Here is an 18191-nt window from a genome sequence, read left to right as displayed (position 1 = left end):
TTGTGGCCAATCGACCACCACCGGAGAAAAGCCGACTGAATTATGGGCTTAAACCCCATCATCAGAACGGCACTTCGTCGGCAAAAAGCCACCATCAGCCAGCCAAGATCACTAACTACAGTACTAAAAGACTAACGGACCAAAAGACTAAGACGCTACTCCTCGTTCGGCATCTGATCCTCACGGTAGAGGCGGTCGAAGAGGTTGTCAACCCGGTGCATTTCGTCCAGGGTTTCGTCGATGTAGAAGCTGATGGCGGGAATACGGCGGATGTGCCGCTTGAGGCGGTAGGCCAGGGAAGACTTCAGGCGCTGGTGTTCCTCTTCCATCTGCAGCAGCACGGCCTGCTTGTTGTCGGTATTCCAGATGCTGAGGTAGATCTTGGCCTGGCTCAGATCGGGGGTGGGGTGCACTTCGGTCACGGTCACCAGGGGTTCGGGACCGTAGATGTACGAACCTTCCTGCTGCAAGACGAGGCTGAAATTGCGCTTGATCATCTCGGCTACCTGTCGCTGTCTTTTGGATTCCATGGCTCGTCATATTTAGGGGTAAACAATACTATCCGCATCCGGATGGGGTAGAAACGCAGTAGCCCCGCCGCAGGTTGCACCCGGAGGCCTAAAGTCACTTTCTCCCTAAAGAAAAGACTATTTGGCGGATTGAGGTGGTTAAATAGGGCGTCGTTGCGCAGGTGCTGTGTCATCGGGTGCGGTAGAGACAAGGCATGCCTTGTCTCTGCTGCATGCCTGTCTCTGCATAACCAAATAACACGGCACCCGCGCGCCGTCGCCCTCGAACTATTATTTGCCTTTTAACGTATGCATTCGGGTAGTATCTTTCCCACTTCCCCGCAACCATTAAACCCCGCATTCTCCATGGACCAAATCACCATTCTCTGGGCCGACGACGAAATCGATCTGTTCAAGCCCCAACTGATGTTCCTCAATAAAAAGGGTTACGAGGTCATTACGGTCACCAACGGCCACGACGCGCTGGAGGAAATCGGGGAGAACAACAACATTGACGTGGTCTTTCTGGACGAGAGCATGCCCGGCCTCACCGGCCTGGAAACCCTGAGCCGGATCAAGGACATCAAACCCGGCATTCCCGTGGTGATGATCACGAAAAACGAGGCGGAGGACGTCATGGAGGAGGCCATCGGTAGCCAGATCACCGACTACCTCATCAAACCCGTCAACCCGATGCAGATTCTGCTGACGATGAAGAAGATCGTCGACGAAAAGCGCCTGGTGAGCGAGAAGAACAACAGTGACTACCAGCGGGAATTCCGGCAGCTGCTCATGCAGATCAACAGCGGCCTGAACAAGGAAGAGTGGGTGGATGTGTACAAGAAGATCATCAACTGGGAGCTGAAACTGGACGAGAGCCAGGGCGACGAGATGAGCGAGATTCTGGCCATGCAGAAGCGGGAAGCCAACGCGGAATTCAGCAAGTACATCGAGCGTAATTACCTCGACTGGGTCGACGGAAAAGACGCCCCGGTGATGTCCCACAACCTGATGCGGGAAAAAATCTTCCCCCACCTGAGTACGGAACGGCCCACCGTGATGGTGCTGCTGGACAATATGCGCTACGACCAGTGGAAGGTCATCGAGCCCCTGCTGTCGGAACTCTACCGCGTGGAGGAGGAGGACTACTTCTACAGCATCCTGCCCACGGCCACCCAGTACAGCCGCAACGCCATCTTTGCCGGCATGATGCCGAGCGAAATCGCCCGGCACTACAAAGACTGGTGGAAAAACGACACCGACGAAGGCGGCAAGAACAACCACGAGGCCGACCTGCTCGGCACCCAGATCGAACGCATCCTGCGCCGCGGCGACATCAAGTGGGACTACACCAAGGTGACCCGCACCAACTTCGCCCGGCAGATGCAGGACCGCGCGCTGGACTTCCTCAACAACGACTTCAGCGTCATCGTCTACAACTTCATCGACATGCTGAGCCACGCCCGTACGGAGATGGAGGTGCTCAAGGAACTGGCCGGCGACGAAAAGGCCTACCGCAGCCTGACCCGAAGCTGGTTCGAGAACAGTCCGCTGTGGGCCACCCTGCGCAAGCTGGCCGAGCGCGACGTACAGCTGATTGTGACCACCGACCACGGCACCATCCGGGTGAACACCCCCAGCCGGGTCGTCGGCGACCGCGACACCAGCACCAACCTACGCTACAAGCTAGGCCGCAACCTGAACTACGAGGAGCGGGACGTCCTGGAAGTACGGGACCCCCAGAAGGCCAAACTCCCCCGCCCCAACATCAGCTCCACCTTCATTTTTGCCAAGGAGGATAAGTTCTTCCTCTACCCCAACAACTACAACTACTACAACAACTACTACCGGGATACCTTCCAGCACGGCGGCATCAGCCTGGAGGAGATCGTCTGTCCGGTGATTCGGTTGGTGAGCCGGTAGGGAGGGGCTTGAGGATTTAGGCCTGAGGATTTAGGACGAAGGATTCGGCGCTCCTCGGAGGCATCTTCGCGCAGCGAAGTTCCTCCGGGGTGTCGCCAGATGGTCCGGTCGGGCTTCCTGGCGCGAATACAACCCAGGTCGGTCGTCCGACGTGCACGAAGTACTGCGCAGCAAATCCTTATGTCCTGACGCAGTCGGACATAAGTTCGTCTGACGAATAACATTTTGGGTAAGTATTGCACTTGTGTTTTGCCGCCTACGGAGCATCCTCGGATACGATCGCGATTTCCCCGAAATTGTAGCTTATTGGCTTTCTAAGTACCATAGGACCAGTTCGTCCCCGGCGTGGCGGGTATCATCGCCCATCAGTCGGTCAACGAGCGGGCACCACTAGTGTTGCGCCGTAGTGATGCCTACATCGGGGTACTGATTGATGATTTAGTAAATAAGGGCACCCAGTCACTGTTCTTCGGCTATTCTTTTTTAGCCGTTTCAATAAGATTAGCAACAAACCCAGGTAGATCATCTATACTGTAGTAAATGGTGCCATCTACGATGATGGCGGGAGTAGAGAATCTGCCTCCAGGAAAACCACTAGCGAATAGATACTGGTGCATTTCTTGCAGGTAGGTTTCGTTTTCAATGGGTTTGTCTTGAAAAGCAATTTTGTTTTTTTCTAACTGAGCCGCAGTGAAATCACAGCGGCCACAGCCTTTTTTGGTGTACACAATAATGCCTTTATGGTCGGGTAGGACAAGAGGATTTCCTCCTGTATTGACCGCTGGCGACTGGCTGGGATCAGGTAGTATCTGGTAACTAGAACTGTATTTGTAGCTCCATTTTTTGTTGGGCTGTGGCTCTAGCACAATGAGAGTAACCGTTTCCTTTGCCGAAATCTCTTGAGTGAAGGTTTTATTTTTCTCTATCCCCAAACCCTCTGAAGTCAGGTCCAGGGTCAGGCGGATTGTTTGTTCTAAAGTGTTGCTAGCCTTGAGGGTAACCTTGTGCTCTTCTTTTTCTTCAAAAATCTGTATTGGGTACTTTTGAGCAATTGCTGACAAAGGGAGTATTCCGATGAATAGGGCGAAAAAGTAGGATAATGTTTTCATAACGCGTTATTGTATAAGCGAATCTAAGAAGCTTAAAAAATTCCACTAATTTAAGGGTGAAGTTGCCAACTATCTCCACCTAAGACTAGACTATTTTTGCTAAAAGAAAAAGTCTCACTGTTCAAAGTTCCGGTAACCTGCCGGCTTTTCTTGACCCATTAGAGGAGTGGCGAGTTGCAACTTTGTAGAACTGCAGAGGTCCTCAGCCCCGTTAATCCGAAGGTAATCCACTTCGTGTACGGTAAAAGCGAGGCGGGCGACCCTTCCGTAGGGAGGGGGCCTTGGTTCGAATACAACCCTGGTCGGTCGTCCGACGAATCCTTATGTCCTGACGCAGTCGGACATAAGTTCGTCTGACGAATAACATTTTGGGTAAGTATTGCACTTGTGTTTTGCCGCCTACGGAGCATCCTCGGATACGATCGCGATTTCCCCGAAATTGTAGCTTATTGGCTTTCTAAGTACCATAGGACCAGTTCGTCCCCGGCGCCGAGACCTAGAAGCAGCAGTTCGGGCCTACGGCCCGGTAAAGACGGCTCCGAGGACCGGCTACTTCAGCACGCTTCAGCGGCGAACATTATCCAGCAAACGGGCGTCTACTTCGGTCTGGCCGTCTCCGTGGAGGACGGAGATATCTCCGGTGGTTTCCAGCACTACGGCCTTCACTTCCGTGAAGGCGATGACGTTGGCCTCCCGGAGTTTGGCCATCAAATCGGCCTCGGTGACGTTCCCGGCGGCCAGATTGTCGTACAGGATGTCCGGACCCTCCATGAGCAGAAGTGGCTGGTTTTCCACGGCGGATTCAAAACGGTCAGAGAACCGTTTCAATCGGGAGAACAACTGCTGAAACCCGATGACGGCCACCATCGCCACCGCTCCCTTGAGGAGGGATTGGTCCCCGTTCATGACCACGCTCGCCAGAATGGTGCCGATGGCGATCGTGGAAGCAAAATCGATGCTGGACATTTTCGCGAAGGTCCGCAGGCCAAAGATGCGCACAACGATGATCATCAGCGTCAGGATGACCACGGAGGAGGCCAAGGTTTTCGTCAGGACGGGGAGTGAGGTATACAACCAGTTTTCCACGGAGCTTTTCTCTTTACAGCACCGGCCGAGGTGAAATGTTCTTTGGGGAGCAGTTATCGGACGAACTCGTCCGCCGAGACGTGACGCAGGAACTGGCTCGTCGGCCGAGTGAGCTCCCAAAAACACCGATTCTTGGAGGAGAAAACCTTTTTAGTTGGTCGTGCCCGGCACTCCAGCGCTCCTCGGAGGCATCTTCGCGCAGCGAAGTTCCTCCGGGGTGTCGCCAGATGGTCCGGTCGGGCTCCCTGGCGCGAATACAACCCAGGTCGGTCGTCCGACGAATCCTTATGTCCTGACGCAGTCGGACATAAGTTCGTCAGACGAATAGCATTTTTGGTAAGTAGTGTACCTGTGTCTTGCCGCCTACGGAGTATCCCTGGAAACGACCGCGATTATGAGAAATCGCGATTGATTAGCTTACTTCTTATGGTTTGAGTCGGCTCGTCCCTGCCGCCGAGACCTCGGAGCAGCATTTCGGGCCTGCGGCCCTCTATAGACGGCTCCGAGGACCGGCTACTCCAGCGGTTCTCGAGGGTGTCGCCAGGCGTGTTTACCCTACTTAGTACCACCAGAAACTGCCCCGGTCGGGAGACTCCCCCCCTCGTACCGCGCGTTACGGCCGGCTACCTCCTGAAAACACAAACGGGCGACCCTTCCGCAGAAGAGCCGCCCGTTTTTTGGACTAAAAACCCTAAGGGTGCTTAGTGCTTGTGGTCGTGTCCGTCGCCATGATCGTGGTCATGGTCGGCGCCGTCACCGTGGTCGTGATCGGCGACGCCGAGCAGTTCGTTGGCTTTGGCGATGGCGGACATGATGTCAGACTCCACTTTGGCGATGTCGGCCGTTTCTTCCTTCAGGTAGGTGATGATGGCCTCGTTGTTCATGCTGGCGCGGAGTTCGTCGAGGGGCTTGATTTCGCCCATCCAGGTCATCATGCCATCGTGAGCGTCTTCGAGTTGCTCGTAGGCGGCCGTGAGGAGGTCCTTGCGGGAGGCCTCGATGCCCTCGGTATCGATCTGCTCCTGTAGCGCCTTCTGGGCGGCCGTGATTTTACCCATCATGCCCATGGCGCGGTCGTGGCCCTCCATCATGAGGTCGTGTGCCTCCTGCTGGGCGGCCTGCGCGGCTTCCACGGCGGCTTCCTCCACGGCGGCGGTGTTTTCTCCGCCGCAGGCGGTGAACAGACCAAGGCAGAAGATCAGAAAAAGAGATAATAAACGCATCTGTTTGTTGGTTTTGTGGCCGCAAAAATACGCTTTTTCAAAAGTAGCGTATTCACCAGGCGGTAAATTTTATCGCCACACGATGCGGTAGCTGAGCACGGGGATCATGCCGAGCTGGAAGCGGTTGTCGAAGGTTTCCAGCACCGAATCGTAGTAGGCAAAACCGTCGTTCTCGATGTTGGCGACATTCTGGATGTCGAGCGCCAGGGTGGTCGTGGCCCGCTTGCCCTCCACGCGCTTGTAGAGGCGCAGGTCCGGGCGCAGGTAGACCGATCCGTCGTTGATGAAGGGGCCGGCCAGGGAGGTACCTCGGAAGTAAGAAGCATCGGTGGTGAGGGCGGCGAAGCGTTCGCCGCCGTGGGCGGTGACGGCGAGGTTGAGTCCCAGGGCCCGCTCCTCTTCCTTGCGGTTGGTGCCCCGCCATTCGCGGCCAAGGGTGAGGTTGCCGGTGAAGCCCAGGTCGAAGCGACCTTCCACCATGCCGGTGCGGTTGCGGTCAAACAGCGAGCGGAATACGCTGGCGTTGGCCCGGTAGTAGAGGCCGCGGGTCAGGCGGCCACCGGCCGCCTCGACCTCCACCCCGTAGCGCAGCGTGGCAATCTCCTGGCTGTTCGTAAAGGTGAAGCTGGTGTACTCCAGCAGGTTACTGGCCACCATGGTGCCCTCGGCGGAATTTTCGTTGGGCGTGTACTGTACGAACCCCGTCGTCGAGACCGTAGCCCCCAGGAGCGGGTAGCCGTATCCCAGGGCCAGTTGCCAGGTGGTGGGGGCGTTGGCTTCGCCGTCCACGAGGTGGGTGAAAATGGGCGCCGCCACCGTACCCTCCAGGATGGCCTGCACGTAGCGGTTACCCAGATTTCGCTTGATGCTGAAGCGGGGCTCGAACAGAATATTCGTCCAGTCGTCCGCCAGCCGCACGTTCTCGAAGGAGATCGAACTCAGCCGTAGACCGGCCTCCACCTCCGTTGCCGCACTCCGCAGGCGGTAACCGCCGAAGAAGGCGTAGGAGGCCGTGGATTTCCGACTGACTTCCTGCGCCAGGCGGTTGAGGCCAAACGTCAGGGCGGCCTCCCCGTTGAGGGCGTAGCTGGCCTTCAGCTGGAGGTCGCTCTGGAAGAATTCCAGCCGGACGTCTTGAGGATTTCCCGGCCCCTGACCGGTCACCAGCCGCTCGCCCACGATGTCGGAGAGGGCGGCACCGCCCGTTACCGTCCAGCGGTCGCCCAGTTGGTGGGTGAATTGCAGGCCGTTGATGACGTTACTGCCCGTGAAGTCGATGTCGTAGAGGCCCTTCTCGCTTTCCAGCGGCTCGTCTTCCGGCTGGCGGAAAATGTTGCTGCTGGAGCCCAGGATGCTGAAGAAGCTGATGGAGCCCCGGTCGGTTTTGTGGTGGAGGTGGAAGTTGAGGTCCCCGAAGCGGATTTCTTCGCCGCCGAAATCTACCCCCATGTCGGCCAGCAGTCCGGTGAAGCTGTAGCGGCCGTTGGCCAGGAAGCTCGTCCGTCCGCCCTTTCCGATGGGGCCTTCGGCGGCCAGGTCAAGGCCGATGAAGCCCAGCTGGGCCTGGTAGCGCATGCGGTCCTTGTTGCCCGGGCGCAGGCGAAGGTCGAAGGTGCCGCCCGGGGCGGCGCTGTATTCCACGGGGAGTCCGCCGGCGTAGAAATTACCGGCCTCCAGCATTTGGGCGCTGATGGCGTTGACGCCCCCGCCGTTGAAGGTGGGCGTGTCGCCGATGGTGCCGGCGTTGCTGGTGTGGTTGGGGTTGGCGATGGCCAGTCCGTTGATCCGCCACAGGTTGGCGTTGGGGGTGTTACCGCGCACGCTGAGGTGGTTGGCCTGGTCGTTGGTCTGCACCACGCCGGGCAGCAGCGCCACGAGGCGCGCGGGGTCGTAGAAAGTGCCGGGGAGGCGGTAGACCTCCTCCACCGTAAAGCGCTGCGCCAGGGGACTGACGGGCACGTAGGTGGCCCGGACTTCCGCTTCCGGCAGCTCATACACGCCCCCGAAGGAGATGGTGTCCTGTGCCGTCAGGGGCTGCACCGCCAGCAGGAGGAGCAGTGCCGCAGTGAGGCAGATGAAGTTACGGGCAATAAAAAATCGACTGAGCACGAAAGTCCCGACCTTTTGGCGTGGACGCAGGTGCCGAGAAATCGGTATGGCAGTGGATAATCTGGAGGAGCGCATGAATCTCTTACTTTTTTGAGCGGCTGAAGGTAGAACGTTTCGGCCCTGACTTTTGTCCCGACGACGTAACTTCTTGCCCTCCCCGATCGGCGGGCGGGAAAAAAGGTGTTGGAAATCCGGTGGCGGGTGCTCCTCCCCCATCCGTTTTGCTCGCCGGCTCAACCGCCCACTACTCTTCCTTACCTCGACCGAGGCCGCTATCCCCCCTCCCTTCCCACCCTCCCCGTCAAATAAATTTTTTCTCAGCGCAACTTGCAAAATTGAAAGCGGCGTTACTATCTTTGCGGTCCCTTAAACGAAGGGCGGTTAGCTCAGTTGGTTTAGAGCACCTCGTTTACACCGAGGGGGTCGGGGGTTCGAGTCCCTCACTGCCCACACTATTTTCAACATTTGTTGGCTAGAATGGCCCCAATCCAGTAACTATCTGGGTTGGGGCTTTTCTTTTGCGGTCTAAATTTAAAACAATTTGCGTTTTATTTGCGCTTATTGTACCTTAGTGACACCCTTGTTTGAATTATGTTTGACCCGCAAAACACCGTTTGACCTTGACCGTCCGCGCCCAACTTTGGAAGTACAAGCCCCGCAAAGACGGGAGCTGCAATATCAAAATTTACATCCAGTCGGGTAAGACGAAGCGATGGAAGAAAACTCCCTTTTATTGCAAGCCCAGTGAGTGGGATTCTCGTGCCGGAAAAATGAAGACCAGCGTACCGCTGGCCAATAAGATTAACGCAGCGCTCGCTAAACTCGTCAACGAAGAAAAAGGGAAGTTGATTGGATCCAATAGCTCCCTTATCGAACTTATCAACCGCTACATCGAGGACTGCAAAGCAGGGCGCGAAGACCTGCGCCCGGGCACCTGGAAAAAGTTCATCACGCTACGGAACCATCTGAACCGGTATGCAGTCAGTAAGGGGCTCAACGATATCTCTTTCGAGGACATTGATCTTACCTTTTACGATGCCTTCACCCAGCACCTCCGGGAAAATGGTTGCGGTCGTGCCGGTGTTGGGGGAGTGATCAAGGTGCTGAAGAAGTTCATGCACCTGGGGTTGGATCGAGGGTTACACGAAAATCGAGCCTTTCAAACCAAGTCTTTTGTAGCCGAGAAAGTAAGGCCGGCTAACAAAATTTACCTTACTCCGGATGAAATCGAATCCCTGGCCAGGCTTAACCTGAAGGGCCGCCCTGGGCTTGCCAGAGAGCGGGACCGCTTTCTGGTCAGCTACTACCTGGTGCTGCGGTACAGCGACTCCGTTTTGATCAACAGGGGCTCCATCATTAACCACGACGGAACCGCGTATTATCAAAATACTGCAGTTAAGACCGGGACGACTTCAATCGTACCAATTAAGCCCGTTGCCCTGGAAATCATTAAGCGCAACGACTACGACCTCAGCGGAGACACTAACCAGGAGGCCAACCGAAAACTAAAGGTGCTGTCGGCTATGGCGGGAATTAATCAGGATATGAGTAAGCCCGGTGAAGGGCACCTGCCAAAATCTGCCCTGGTGACGACCCATACAGCGCGCCGGAGCGCCGCTACCAATCTTCACCTTGCGGGAGTGCCCCTAAGCGAAATTATGCAACTCGGAGGGTGGAAGTATGAGGCGACTTTAAAGCAGTATCTACTTGCCGGCGGGATCAGGCTGGCTGAGCTAAGTGCTAAAAGGGATTTTTTTCAATAGCGATAAAATTTCAATTCTAGTTTTATGGCCCCCCTTAGACAAAAAAAATTCTGCTGAAAATGTTAAACCCTCCGGAGCAGGGACTGTTCGGAGCCGAAGATTAGTTAATCAAATTACAAAACATCTTTCGAGACTACGCTTGTAGACTCATAACCCTTAAATCATCTTAGATGAATTTCCGTATATTCCTTTACACCCTATTGTTTTTTCTCACTTTCTCCTGTGATACTGAGGAAAGCTTTGAACCTGTTTCTCCTACCGCCACTCCCTCCTCCGAGTTGAAAAGTGCGAATTCCCAGGCAATTCTTACTTCAATATCTGGGAATAATCTACTCACAGGCATAAATACCAGTAACCTTACAGAAGTAGAAAGGGTTAATTTCTCTGGTAAACAGGGAGGTACTAAAACCTACGTTTCTTTCTCTACAGGAATTCAGCCAAACAATGAGGAAGAAATTGTGTCAGTGGTCTTAGATGGTTCCACTACAAGTTCAGTTACCCGAGCAAAACATGATCACACATCGGATCTGGTGTATATAATGGCCGGTGATTATGGACAGGTTCCAGTAATTGAAATAGACCCTGTCAATGGGACTACCACCGTAATAAACGCAGCGCCGACTGGTGGAATTATCCAGGACATCCTGTGCATCTACAACCATACAGTATTGTTTCATTACGCAAATTGCGAGCGTGCTGATTCTGACATATGGTACGGCGATACGTGGATACCTTGTTATAGCGTAGCTGCATATGTTTATGCAGCTGCTCAAGCCATAGATAATTGTCTGTAGAATAATTGCCTTTCAGGAAATACACCTCTTTCTAGAACCAAAATGTATAAAGAAGTGTAATTCCTGAAAGGTAAATTTCTATTGTTCATGCTGCTACGCAACCTAATTGGGATAATCTTAATTTTTCTTTTACTGCCTGCTTGTCAGGAAGAGGAAGTTGAGTTTTATCGCCGTCATGCCCAAGATGAAGACGGCAAATATTTAAAAGATTCATTAGCTTACCTTGGCAACCATCCTCGTGATGAGAATGGTGTACTCCAACCTCAACCTGTTCGCGATTGGGAATTTATTGATCAATTAAGTCGAAAGATCAGTAATCAAGACTTAAAGGGGAAGGTTCATGTTGTTGACTTTTTTTTCACTTCTTGTCCAACAATTTGCTTACAGGTTAAAAATCAAATGCTACGTATTGAAAAAGAATTTAAAGATTATCCAGACTTTTCATTAGTATCATTTACTGTTGATCCCAAAAGAGATACTCCTGAAAGGATGAAAGATTATGCAAATAAGTTGGGGGTCGAAAATATGGACCGCTGGCGTTTTGTCAATGGAGACAAATTCGAAGTTTACGATTTAGCTGCTGATTACTTAAGCATTGCTTTAGAGCAACCCGATGCACCAGGTGGTTTTGATCATTCTGGTTATATAGTTCTTGTTGACAGGAAAGGTTTTGTTCGATCCTATGCGACAGGGACAATCCCTGAAGAAGTTGATTACTTAATGGACGACATTAGGCTATTATTGAATAAAAATAAATAGCTAGGGCTAGATTCTAACGCCCAACTCCAAGAATATCTTTAGCCACCTTGAGAAATACTTCTCCACAGCATCCAGGTGCTGACGGATCATCCCCGCGTGGATTTCCACGTAGTCCAGATGATCCGCCAGCTCCTGAAGTTGTTCGGTGGTCATTACTCCTCTTCTTCGGGGGATAGGCCACCAATCAGCTGGATATCAGCGTAGATACCCTTGCTTTCCTCGATCACGTAGCTGCCCAGGCGGTAGACCCGGCTGGCCACCTGGAAGGACTGCGTAGCAACCTGCTCTACCTTATCGCGGGGCGTGCCGGTGCGGGCGCTCAGCTCATCGAGTACCCGGACGCTTTCTTCTGGCGTCAGATCGAGGAACTGACGAATGAAGGTGTTCCGGTCATTGAAGACTTCCATGGCCAGCGGGTAGGCGTCGTACAGGGCCAGGATGTCGGTGAACTGCAGCCCGTCCTCGAGGGGCGTTTTGATTTTGCGATAGATTTCGATGCTATCGCCGAGGGTGTCGACTACCTCATCGTAGCCATACTGATTAGACTTATTCATTGCGCATGAATTTGAAGGTGATAAATGCGCAATCGTCCGGGGGAGAGCCAACTCCATATTCTTAGCGGGTCAGGTAGTAAATGCCGCCCACCAGGGCCAGTACCGGGAGGATCCCGGTACGGCCGGTGGCGGCGCTTCCTACGCCAAAAAGCCGCTGTTCGTTGCGGGCCGCTTCCTGTACCTGATCGTAGGAGGAAACGAGGCCCTGGTATTCAATACGGGTACGCCGCAGGGCGCGCTCGATCGGTTCGGTGATCCTGGCCACGTCGGCGGCAGTAGCGCCCCGGGCGGTCAGGTTTTTGATCTTGGTCTGCAGTTCCTTATCCAGCTCCTTGATCTGCTTCCGGGCATCTTCCAGCCGCTGGTTGTACTGTCGCTCCACCGGGGAGAGCGTGACGGCCGACTGGATGTTGAGCGATTCTTCCAGCTTGCCGAAGGTGGTGCGCCGGTTGATGATGCTTTCCAGGCGTTTGAGGAACTTTTGCTCGCTGTTTACCTGGCCAGCACCGGAGCCGTAGCCCTTACGCATGACCAGCCACTCGTAAAGCTCGTTTTCGTGAAAGTCGGTCAACTGCGGATTTCTGCGGCGAGCATTGCCGATCCAGCGGCCGACGGCCTTGATGATGGTCCGGCTGTCGGCCTGGCCATCGGCCAGAGCTTGGAGGGCCGCCCACGTCTTTCCCGTGGGCGATAGGAAGCTGAAGGCCAGGATGGTATTGGCGTTACGCCCTTCGAGGCGCTTTGCCAGGCTCAGCATGGCACCCGCGCGCTCGCGCCCTCGTGCTGTGCCGGGGTCCGCGCCTGCTTCCCGTTGCCGACGATAGAAAGTCGCCCGCTCCAGGTCGGTTTCTTTGGTGCTCAGGGTATTGCTTTCGAGGGCCAGCTTTTTGGCCGCTTCCAGGCTCCCGGTGAAGGTCTTGGCCGGGATGGCACAGAAGTCGCGCCCATCGACCTTAATGCCAGCCTCGCAGAGCTGGCGGAAAGCCTCGTGCCGGCTGTGGCCGGAGAGCACGTAGCGTTTGCGATCAGCGGGATTGCGCCATACGGTAATGGCGTCCAGGTTGGCCCACTTGAAATTACCACTACGGGCGGCCTCGACGATGTTCTGCACACTGCGCAGTGAGTAAGGTGCCGCCCGGTTTTGGAACCACTGGTGGGCGACGTGAATACCCCGCAGCGGGATCAGCTCCACATCCGCGGACTGCCCGCCCCGGCGGTTGCCCAGCTTGACCGGATCGGTTGTCTTCAGCCCACCGTGCCAGTTACAGGCACCCCGACGTTTGTGCGTCGAAAAGGTGCCGTCACGGCAGCGGTAGAGCTGGCGGGGTTTACGTCGTAGGATCATCAGCGGGTAATTGCGTAGACGATCAGGCCGACGATGAGCACTGCAGTGGTTCCGCTGGCCGGTCTGAAATTGAAGCTGGCCATCCGGTTGAGCCAGACCGGCAACCAGACGTTGCGCATCTCCGGACGGCGGGTAGACAGCTCGTGGTAAAACTGAATGCGGGCGGCCTTGTAGGCATCAAAAACGGCCTTGGGGTCCGCACCGTTGAGGGCCATCAAGCTAACGGGGCCGAAAACCCCGTCGACGATCACCCCGAGAACCCGCTGCATGATCCGGATGCCGGTACGGCCGTGGTTGACGTGGCCATCAAAAAGAAAGTTGGCCAGCTGCTGGGAATGAATGAAGTCCCCCTGAATGGGGTCCCAAAAATTCTTTTTGAAAATCTGACGGGCCTCCGAGCGCGACATCTGCCGCATATCCGTTTCCGTGGGTGGCCGGCCGATCCAGGATTCGTAGACCGGTGCAGAAATTCCCCAGTTGGTGCCCACCAGCTCCCGGCGACTATTGTAGTTGCCCGGATCGGTAGCAATCTTCTGATAGCCGCCCTCGTGCCGGGCGACGATGTTGTACGCGACATCAAAGGAGGCCATGACAATTTCTTTTGGTGGTTCAATTTCGGGTAAGGGCGTTACCGTAATGGTGTCCAGCACTTCGGCCACGATTTCGGGCTCCAGTTCCGGTTCTTCCTCCACCACCGAAACCGGCGGTGCTTCCCAGGGCCGAAAGGCGATCAGGGCCATGAGCAGGACGAGGGCGAGGATGATGAGTAATACGGGCATGGGTTATCGTTTGGGGCGTTTGCCGTTGAGCACGTAGCGGCAATAAGCCATGATGGCCGGCCGCGCCTTCTTCAGCATGGCGGTGGTGGGGTAAATACCGTGGCCGTAGCCACGATGGACCAGCAGATCGTTACGCAGACTTTTCTTGCGCAGCTCCATGCCCACGAAGGCCTCGAATGTGCGCGCCCAGATTTCGTTGCGCTGCTGATAGTAGGGGCTGTAATCGTAGAGCTTTTGCCGCCAGTTGCTCGTCTCCCCGTTCTTATCCAGGATCAGCGCGGCCAGGGCCCGCTCCATCATTCCCCGGGGGGACTTCTCACCCATGTGGGGCAAAACGGTACTGGTGGTTTGTCCACCGGAAGGTGCGCGGTCCTTGACGGCCATGCGGTAGTCCAGGGCGTGACCGTATTCGTGGGCCAGCGAACCGATGCCCTTTTCCCGGTTCAGGTTGATCAGCACGTAGCCCGGCCAGTAAGTGGCCAGGGCCCGGCCGCCGCGTCCCCGGGCACCGTAGGCGATGGCCAGCTCACGACCCAATCCGACCTTATTTTGGGCAACGCCGAAAACTTTGGCCAGATCAGCCAAAGATTCGTCCAGGCCAACGAGGAACTGCTGACGCTCATCCTGCGGCACCCAGTTACCGAATTCGATGCTGTGCAGTCCGTAGCGGTCGACCAGCTCCTCCACGCCGACGGAGTAGCGATAATTCACCTTCCGTTTTTTGCGGCCGGTAAAGTCTCGCGGGGCAATGCTCGCATTATCCTGCCAGTATTCCGCCACCCGGCTGCCCGGTTTGATGGGCCGGTAGTCGGTGGTCTTTCCTACCTCCGGTATCGGCATGGCCCCGAAGGAGGGAAGCAGGCGCCGCTCCTCCGGCGGCAGGCTGAAGTATTTGGTCGCTCCCGTGAGCGCGATCGCTCCGTAGCCGACGCGGCCCAGGGTGGATTTGGCGTCCAGCGCCTTTTTGGCCGCGTAGGCCGTGCCCAGCATCAACAGCCAGGGCGGTAGGCGAAGCATACCGAGTAAGGACTGCTCCCCTTCTCCTTCACCTCCCGGTAGATTGCCGTTGGAGCAATCGAAGTCCACGATGGGCGGCAGGAGCGAGAGCTGCCCCAAGTGGGTGAGGATCTGCGCCCGGCTTAATCCCCGGGCCGATACGTCGCGGACGTGGCGGTAACAGGCCTCCCCGTTGGCCTTTCGGCCGGTGACGGCCAGGAACACCAAACGGGGAAAGCTGGTTACGTTGAGCGTAGCCGGATCGATCGGACAACCGTAGGGGCTACCGACGACGCACTCGAAAATCCGATCCACGTTCGGGTGGCCGGAAGTAGCAAAGGTTTGCAAGGCCTGGTTAGCCATGCGGTCACCGTTATTGAAAAGGAGCAGGAGGAACTTCATCGGTTACGCTTTGGGGTGGTTTACCAGCTGGCCGGCAGCGTGGATACGCTGCTGATGTCGACGCCCGTATTTCCGGGCACTTCCTCATCGGCGTGCTCGGTAGCTACCGCGATCGCTTCTGCCTCCGTGATGCCCAGGCCGGGCTCCTCCTCGGTGATCTCGAAGGTGATGTACTTGTGAAAGCCGACACCCTTGGGCAGCGCCAGACCGCCGACGTTGGGCAGATGGACGCGGGCCTCGATGAGGTAGCGCGTCAGCTCGTCGGTAGACTCAATGGCCGCAGAATGCAGCTCAGCGAACTTCTTGTTGAGGAATTTGCGCAGGCCGGAGCTCAGCGTGATTTCTCCCTCCTTATTGGTCTTGTCAATGGTTTGCGTAGTATCAGACATGGTACTTGAATTTGTTCCGGACTGCTCCGGAAGTGGTTTAGTTTTTGATTTCGTTGATGGCATCTTCCCGGACGGCTACCCCGCCGACACCAATCACCTGGTTGGTGGCATCGCGGATGGGGTACTTCCAGGAGTGCCAGGCGATGATCTCGCCGCCGATGCGGGCATATTCCACTGAATGAATCACCCGGTTTTGTTGGATCACCTTCAGATCATTTTGCCGATAGCTTTCGGCCAGGTCTTTGTCCTCCCATATTTCCAGGTCCGTACGGAATAGGATCGAATCCGGATTTACTCCGGCGGGCATGGCCACCCACTTATCGAAGGCATCATTCTTCCATTGATAGTGTCCCGTGAGCACCTTGGCCCATTCCGGCAGTGGGCTTTCGCGGCGGGAAGCGGAGAGGAAGTAAAAGCCCTTTTGCAGCGCCGTGATTTCCCGCGCTTGGTTCTCGATCGTTTCTAGGTAGGCCGCCTCCCGGTTCTCGGCCCGTTCGAGCTGATACTGATAGTCCAACCGGTTTTCTACCTTCCAGGACTGCCATGCCCACAGGGCAACCACGGCCAGGGCCCCGATACCGCCCTTGGCGATATAGTCCAGGATCTGTTTGGGAAACTTGGTGGGTAGGCTCATCATCAGTCCAGGAAGGTTGAGGAAGTGATGTATAGCCGTCCGGCAGCCTTGACGGCAATGAAGGTCTTCGTTCCGGAAGTCGTGTAGAGTGCGGCCGTACTGCCTTCATAGGTTATCCCCTCCCCCGTGCTGGCCAGCAGAATATTACCGGTGCCGGACTTGGTGCAGTTGATCACGATGGACTGCCCGTCAATCAGGTTTACCCCGTTGAAGTTGACCGTCAACTGGCTACTTCCGGAATTGCTGAGGTTGTAGACCGATCCAGAGGCTACCGTGAAGGTGGTATTGGAGGTAGTACCAAAAGTCGTGCCTTCCGGCCAGGCTACGGCGTCCTGCCCGGCAATGTTGCCCGCAGGTTGCCAGACGGTTCCGTTGTATTTCCAGATGTCACCTTTATCTCCGCTACCATCATCTTCGGTCTGTAAGTGGAGGTCATTGACATTCGCCACAAAGGCCGGAGAAGTCGTGGAAATTGTCCAGGTGGCACCGCGCTCCCCCTGGGCTCCGGGTGTTCCCTGAATGTTGTGGACAATCACCCACGTAGTTCCGTTGTAATGCCAAATGTCACCGGCTACCCCCGGCGAATCATCTGCGGTCTGAAGGTGCAGATCTCCTACCGTTTCCCCAACGGAGGGAACAGAATTTGATACCGTCCATTCATTGCCATCATCGCCAGCGGGTCCAACGCCATTCAGTTCCAGCGTGTACTGATACACCCAGTTCCCGGATTGCTTTTCGTAGACGTCGCCGGGGGCCGTCACGTCAGTTTGCAGGTATAAATCGCCGTCTTCTCCCAGGCCCGCAGAAGGGATTCCGCTACCCAAAAACCACTGCTCTCCGTTTCGGCCGTCGGTGCCATTGGTGCCGTTCGTCCCGTTGGTTCCGGGTGGACCGACCAGGCTGTTCAGAAAGTCAGCTTCCGTGCCGCTGTTGCCGTTATCGAGCCATATTTCGTAGGCCGACAAACCATCCTGACCGTTGCTGATTTGTGGGGCCAGGCTTTCCAGTAGCACTACGTTCAGGTAGCTTTCGCCGGGAAGGGTGTTCACCACGGCCGAGATGGTGTTTTCTTGATCGACCAGTATCTCAAAATAATCCCCTTCATTCAGATTGATAAAGTAGTTCCAGGTAAGGGTCGTTTCGTCCTGACCACTAGCCACGCGTATGTATCCAGTAGCCGACCGCATGGGCTCCACGGTACTTCCGTTGATTCGGAGTTTCACTCTGCCGTTATACCGGCTATTTCCCACGGTACTGGTGGCCGTAATGCCGCCCGAGACGTAGTAAAGACCAGCTGAATCTACCTGAATGCGGGTGTCGGTCGGGCGGCTAAAGAGCGGGTCGCTGAAGTCCGTAGTCTCCCAGGGGATCAGGTTATCTACCGTTGAGGCATTGATATCCGTTACGACCGTATTCCTAGCCCGTAAAGCTGCCATGTTCTCCCGGGGAGCGGGAGGACCAGGAGCGCCGTCGGCTCCCTTCAGGCTTTCCAGGAAGTCGGCTTCCGTTCCTACGTTGCCATTGGCCAACCATATTTGATAGGCAGAAAGGCCATCATCTCCCCTGATTTGTCCGACGTTGATCCATACTGAACCATCCCAGGCAAATCCGTTGCGCGTATCATCAGCAACAAACACGTCGCCCACGTTGCCCGTGTAGGCGGGATCGAGGCTGGCCGAATCGGCCACGCTGCCAATCAGCTGAATCCCAAAGCCATCTTCTCCCGCTGGTCCCGGAGGGCCGGGAACTGTGGAAGCGGGGCCGGGCTCCCCTTGCTGTCCCGGAGGGCCAATTGGTATGGTGATTTGAGTAGCTAC

The 18191-nt window shown here is 55.7% G+C and carries 17 protein-coding genes and 1 tRNA gene; 5 read left to right on the top strand and 13 right to left on the bottom strand.

The annotated features are described in order from the left end of the window. Positions 1-155: 155 nt before the first annotated feature. A complete protein-coding gene (gene rbfA, locus E1J53_RS13200; RefSeq protein ID WP_134272922.1) occupies positions 156-530 on the bottom strand; it encodes a 30S ribosome-binding factor RbfA in 375 nt (124 codons plus the stop codon). A gap of 345 nt (positions 531-875) precedes the next feature. Between rbfA and E1J53_RS13195 the strand changes: the two genes are divergently transcribed. Beyond that, on the top strand, positions 876-2432 hold the full coding sequence (locus E1J53_RS13195; protein WP_134272921.1) for a bifunctional response regulator/alkaline phosphatase family protein: 1557 nt from the start codon (positions 876-878) through the stop codon (positions 2430-2432). 473 nt (positions 2433-2905) lie between these two features. Here the strand turns inward: E1J53_RS13195 and E1J53_RS13185 are convergent, their stop codons facing one another. The 4 genes from E1J53_RS13185 to E1J53_RS13170 all read right to left on the bottom strand — a co-directional run bounded on the left by E1J53_RS13185 (position 2906) and on the right by E1J53_RS13170 (position 7959). Next, complete coding sequence (locus E1J53_RS13185) at positions 2906-3541, bottom strand: glutaredoxin domain-containing protein (protein ID WP_134272919.1); 636 nt, start codon at positions 3539-3541, stop codon at positions 2906-2908. Between the two features lie 564 nt (positions 3542-4105). Then, entirely contained in the window at positions 4106-4627 is a 522-nt protein-coding gene (locus E1J53_RS13180; protein WP_134272918.1) for a YetF domain-containing protein, read from the bottom strand. A 701-nt stretch (positions 4628-5328) separates the two neighbouring features. After that, positions 5329-5850 carry a hypothetical protein gene (locus E1J53_RS13175; protein ID WP_134272917.1) on the bottom strand — a complete coding sequence of 174 codons (522 nt, stop codon included), beginning with the start codon at positions 5848-5850 and terminating at the stop codon, positions 5329-5331. 69 nt (positions 5851-5919) lie between these two features. Then, positions 5920-7959 carry a hypothetical protein gene (locus E1J53_RS13170; RefSeq protein WP_173021475.1) on the bottom strand — a complete coding sequence of 680 codons (2040 nt, stop codon included), beginning with the start codon at positions 7957-7959 and terminating at the stop codon, positions 5920-5922. A gap of 375 nt (positions 7960-8334) precedes the next feature. On the opposite strand from E1J53_RS13170, the gene E1J53_RS13165 reads away from it, so the two are divergent. The 4 genes from E1J53_RS13165 (at position 8335) to E1J53_RS13150 (ending at position 11275) form a co-directional block, all read left to right on the top strand. Continuing rightward, positions 8335-8409: transfer RNA gene (locus tag E1J53_RS13165), tRNA-Val, on the top strand. Between the two features lie 164 nt (positions 8410-8573). Continuing rightward, positions 8574-9722 (top strand): phage integrase SAM-like domain-containing protein, encoded by a 1149-nt coding sequence (locus E1J53_RS13160; protein WP_368671754.1) that lies wholly within the window; start codon positions 8574-8576, stop codon positions 9720-9722. A 170-nt stretch (positions 9723-9892) separates the two neighbouring features. Beyond that, a complete protein-coding gene (locus E1J53_RS13155) occupies positions 9893-10516 on the top strand; it encodes a hypothetical protein (RefSeq protein ID WP_134272915.1) in 624 nt (207 codons plus the stop codon). 87 nt (positions 10517-10603) lie between these two features. Then, complete coding sequence (locus tag E1J53_RS13150; protein ID WP_134272914.1) at positions 10604-11275, top strand: SCO family protein; 672 nt, start codon at positions 10604-10606, stop codon at positions 11273-11275. 6 nt (positions 11276-11281) lie between these two features. Here the strand turns inward: E1J53_RS13150 and E1J53_RS13145 are convergent, their stop codons facing one another. The 8 genes from E1J53_RS13145 to E1J53_RS23980 form a co-directional block, all read right to left on the bottom strand. Then, complete coding sequence (locus E1J53_RS13145) at positions 11282-11428, bottom strand: hypothetical protein (RefSeq protein ID WP_154640198.1); 147 nt, start codon at positions 11426-11428, stop codon at positions 11282-11284. Beyond that, positions 11428-11829: a hypothetical protein gene (locus tag E1J53_RS13140; RefSeq protein ID WP_134272913.1), complete on the bottom strand. Its 402-nt coding sequence runs from the start codon at positions 11827-11829 to the stop codon at positions 11428-11430. Before E1J53_RS13140 ends, E1J53_RS13145 begins: the two co-directional genes overlap by 1 nt. Positions 11830-11890: 61 nt before the next feature. Beyond that, positions 11891-13174, bottom strand: a complete 1284-nt coding sequence (locus E1J53_RS13135) for a hypothetical protein (protein WP_134272912.1) — start codon at positions 13172-13174, stop codon at positions 11891-11893. Beyond that, positions 13174-13953, bottom strand: coding sequence for a glycoside hydrolase family 108 protein (locus E1J53_RS13130; protein ID WP_134272911.1), 780 nt, complete (start codon positions 13951-13953; stop codon positions 13174-13176). The genes E1J53_RS13135 and E1J53_RS13130 overlap by 1 nt, the downstream gene beginning before the upstream one ends. A 3-nt stretch (positions 13954-13956) precedes the next feature. Continuing rightward, positions 13957-15351 (bottom strand): LPD1 domain-containing protein, encoded by a 1395-nt coding sequence (locus tag E1J53_RS13125; RefSeq protein ID WP_134272910.1) that lies wholly within the window; start codon positions 15349-15351, stop codon positions 13957-13959. A 20-nt stretch (positions 15352-15371) separates the two neighbouring features. Continuing rightward, positions 15372-15740, bottom strand: a complete 369-nt coding sequence (locus tag E1J53_RS13120) for a hypothetical protein (protein ID WP_134272909.1) — start codon at positions 15738-15740, stop codon at positions 15372-15374. A gap of 37 nt (positions 15741-15777) precedes the next feature. Continuing rightward, on the bottom strand, positions 15778-16377 hold the full coding sequence (locus E1J53_RS13115) for a PAS domain-containing protein (RefSeq protein WP_134272908.1): 600 nt from the start codon (positions 16375-16377) through the stop codon (positions 15778-15780). Next, positions 16377-18191, bottom strand: a 1815-nt coding sequence (locus tag E1J53_RS23980; protein ID WP_173021474.1) for a collagen-like protein, incomplete at its 5' end; no start/stop codon positions are given. The genes E1J53_RS13115 and E1J53_RS23980, both read right to left, overlap by 1 nt.

The sequence above is a fragment of the Lewinella sp. W8 genome (genome assembly GCF_004375085.3).
In the GTDB taxonomy this organism is placed as follows: Bacteria; Bacteroidota; Bacteroidia; order Chitinophagales; family Saprospiraceae; genus Neolewinella.
The sequence above is the reverse complement of the archived record's forward strand: the minus strand, read 5'-3'. Positions and strand labels throughout refer to the sequence as shown.

Excerpts from the sequence above, each read along its gene's own strand:
- rbfA (WP_134272922.1), bottom strand. The coding sequence starts at position 530 with ATGGAATCCAAAAGACAGCGACAGGTAGCCGAGATGATCAAGCGCAAT.
- E1J53_RS13195 (WP_134272921.1), top strand. The coding sequence starts at position 876 with ATGGACCAAATCACCATTCTCTGGGCCGACGACGAAATCGATCTGTTC.
- E1J53_RS13185 (WP_134272919.1), bottom strand. The coding sequence starts at position 3,541 with ATGAAAACATTATCCTACTTTTTCGCCCTATTCATCGGAATACTCCCT.
- E1J53_RS13175 (WP_134272917.1), bottom strand. The coding sequence starts at position 5,850 with ATGCGTTTATTATCTCTTTTTCTGATCTTCTGCCTTGGTCTGTTCACC.
- E1J53_RS13155 (WP_134272915.1), top strand. The coding sequence starts at position 9,893 with ATGAATTTCCGTATATTCCTTTACACCCTATTGTTTTTTCTCACTTTC.
- E1J53_RS13150 (WP_134272914.1), top strand. The coding sequence starts at position 10,604 with ATGCTGCTACGCAACCTAATTGGGATAATCTTAATTTTTCTTTTACTG.
- E1J53_RS13145 (WP_154640198.1), bottom strand. The coding sequence starts at position 11,428 with ATGACCACCGAACAACTTCAGGAGCTGGCGGATCATCTGGACTACGTG.
- E1J53_RS13140 (WP_134272913.1), bottom strand. The coding sequence starts at position 11,829 with ATGAATAAGTCTAATCAGTATGGCTACGATGAGGTAGTCGACACCCTC.
- E1J53_RS13135 (WP_134272912.1), bottom strand. The coding sequence starts at position 13,174 with ATGATCCTACGACGTAAACCCCGCCAGCTCTACCGCTGCCGTGACGGC.
- E1J53_RS13130 (WP_134272911.1), bottom strand. The coding sequence starts at position 13,953 with ATGCCCGTATTACTCATCATCCTCGCCCTCGTCCTGCTCATGGCCCTG.
- E1J53_RS13125 (WP_134272910.1), bottom strand. The coding sequence starts at position 15,351 with ATGAAGTTCCTCCTGCTCCTTTTCAATAACGGTGACCGCATGGCTAAC.
- E1J53_RS13120 (WP_134272909.1), bottom strand. The coding sequence starts at position 15,740 with ATGTCTGATACTACGCAAACCATTGACAAGACCAATAAGGAGGGAGAA.
- E1J53_RS13115 (WP_134272908.1), bottom strand. The coding sequence starts at position 16,377 with ATGATGAGCCTACCCACCAAGTTTCCCAAACAGATCCTGGACTATATC.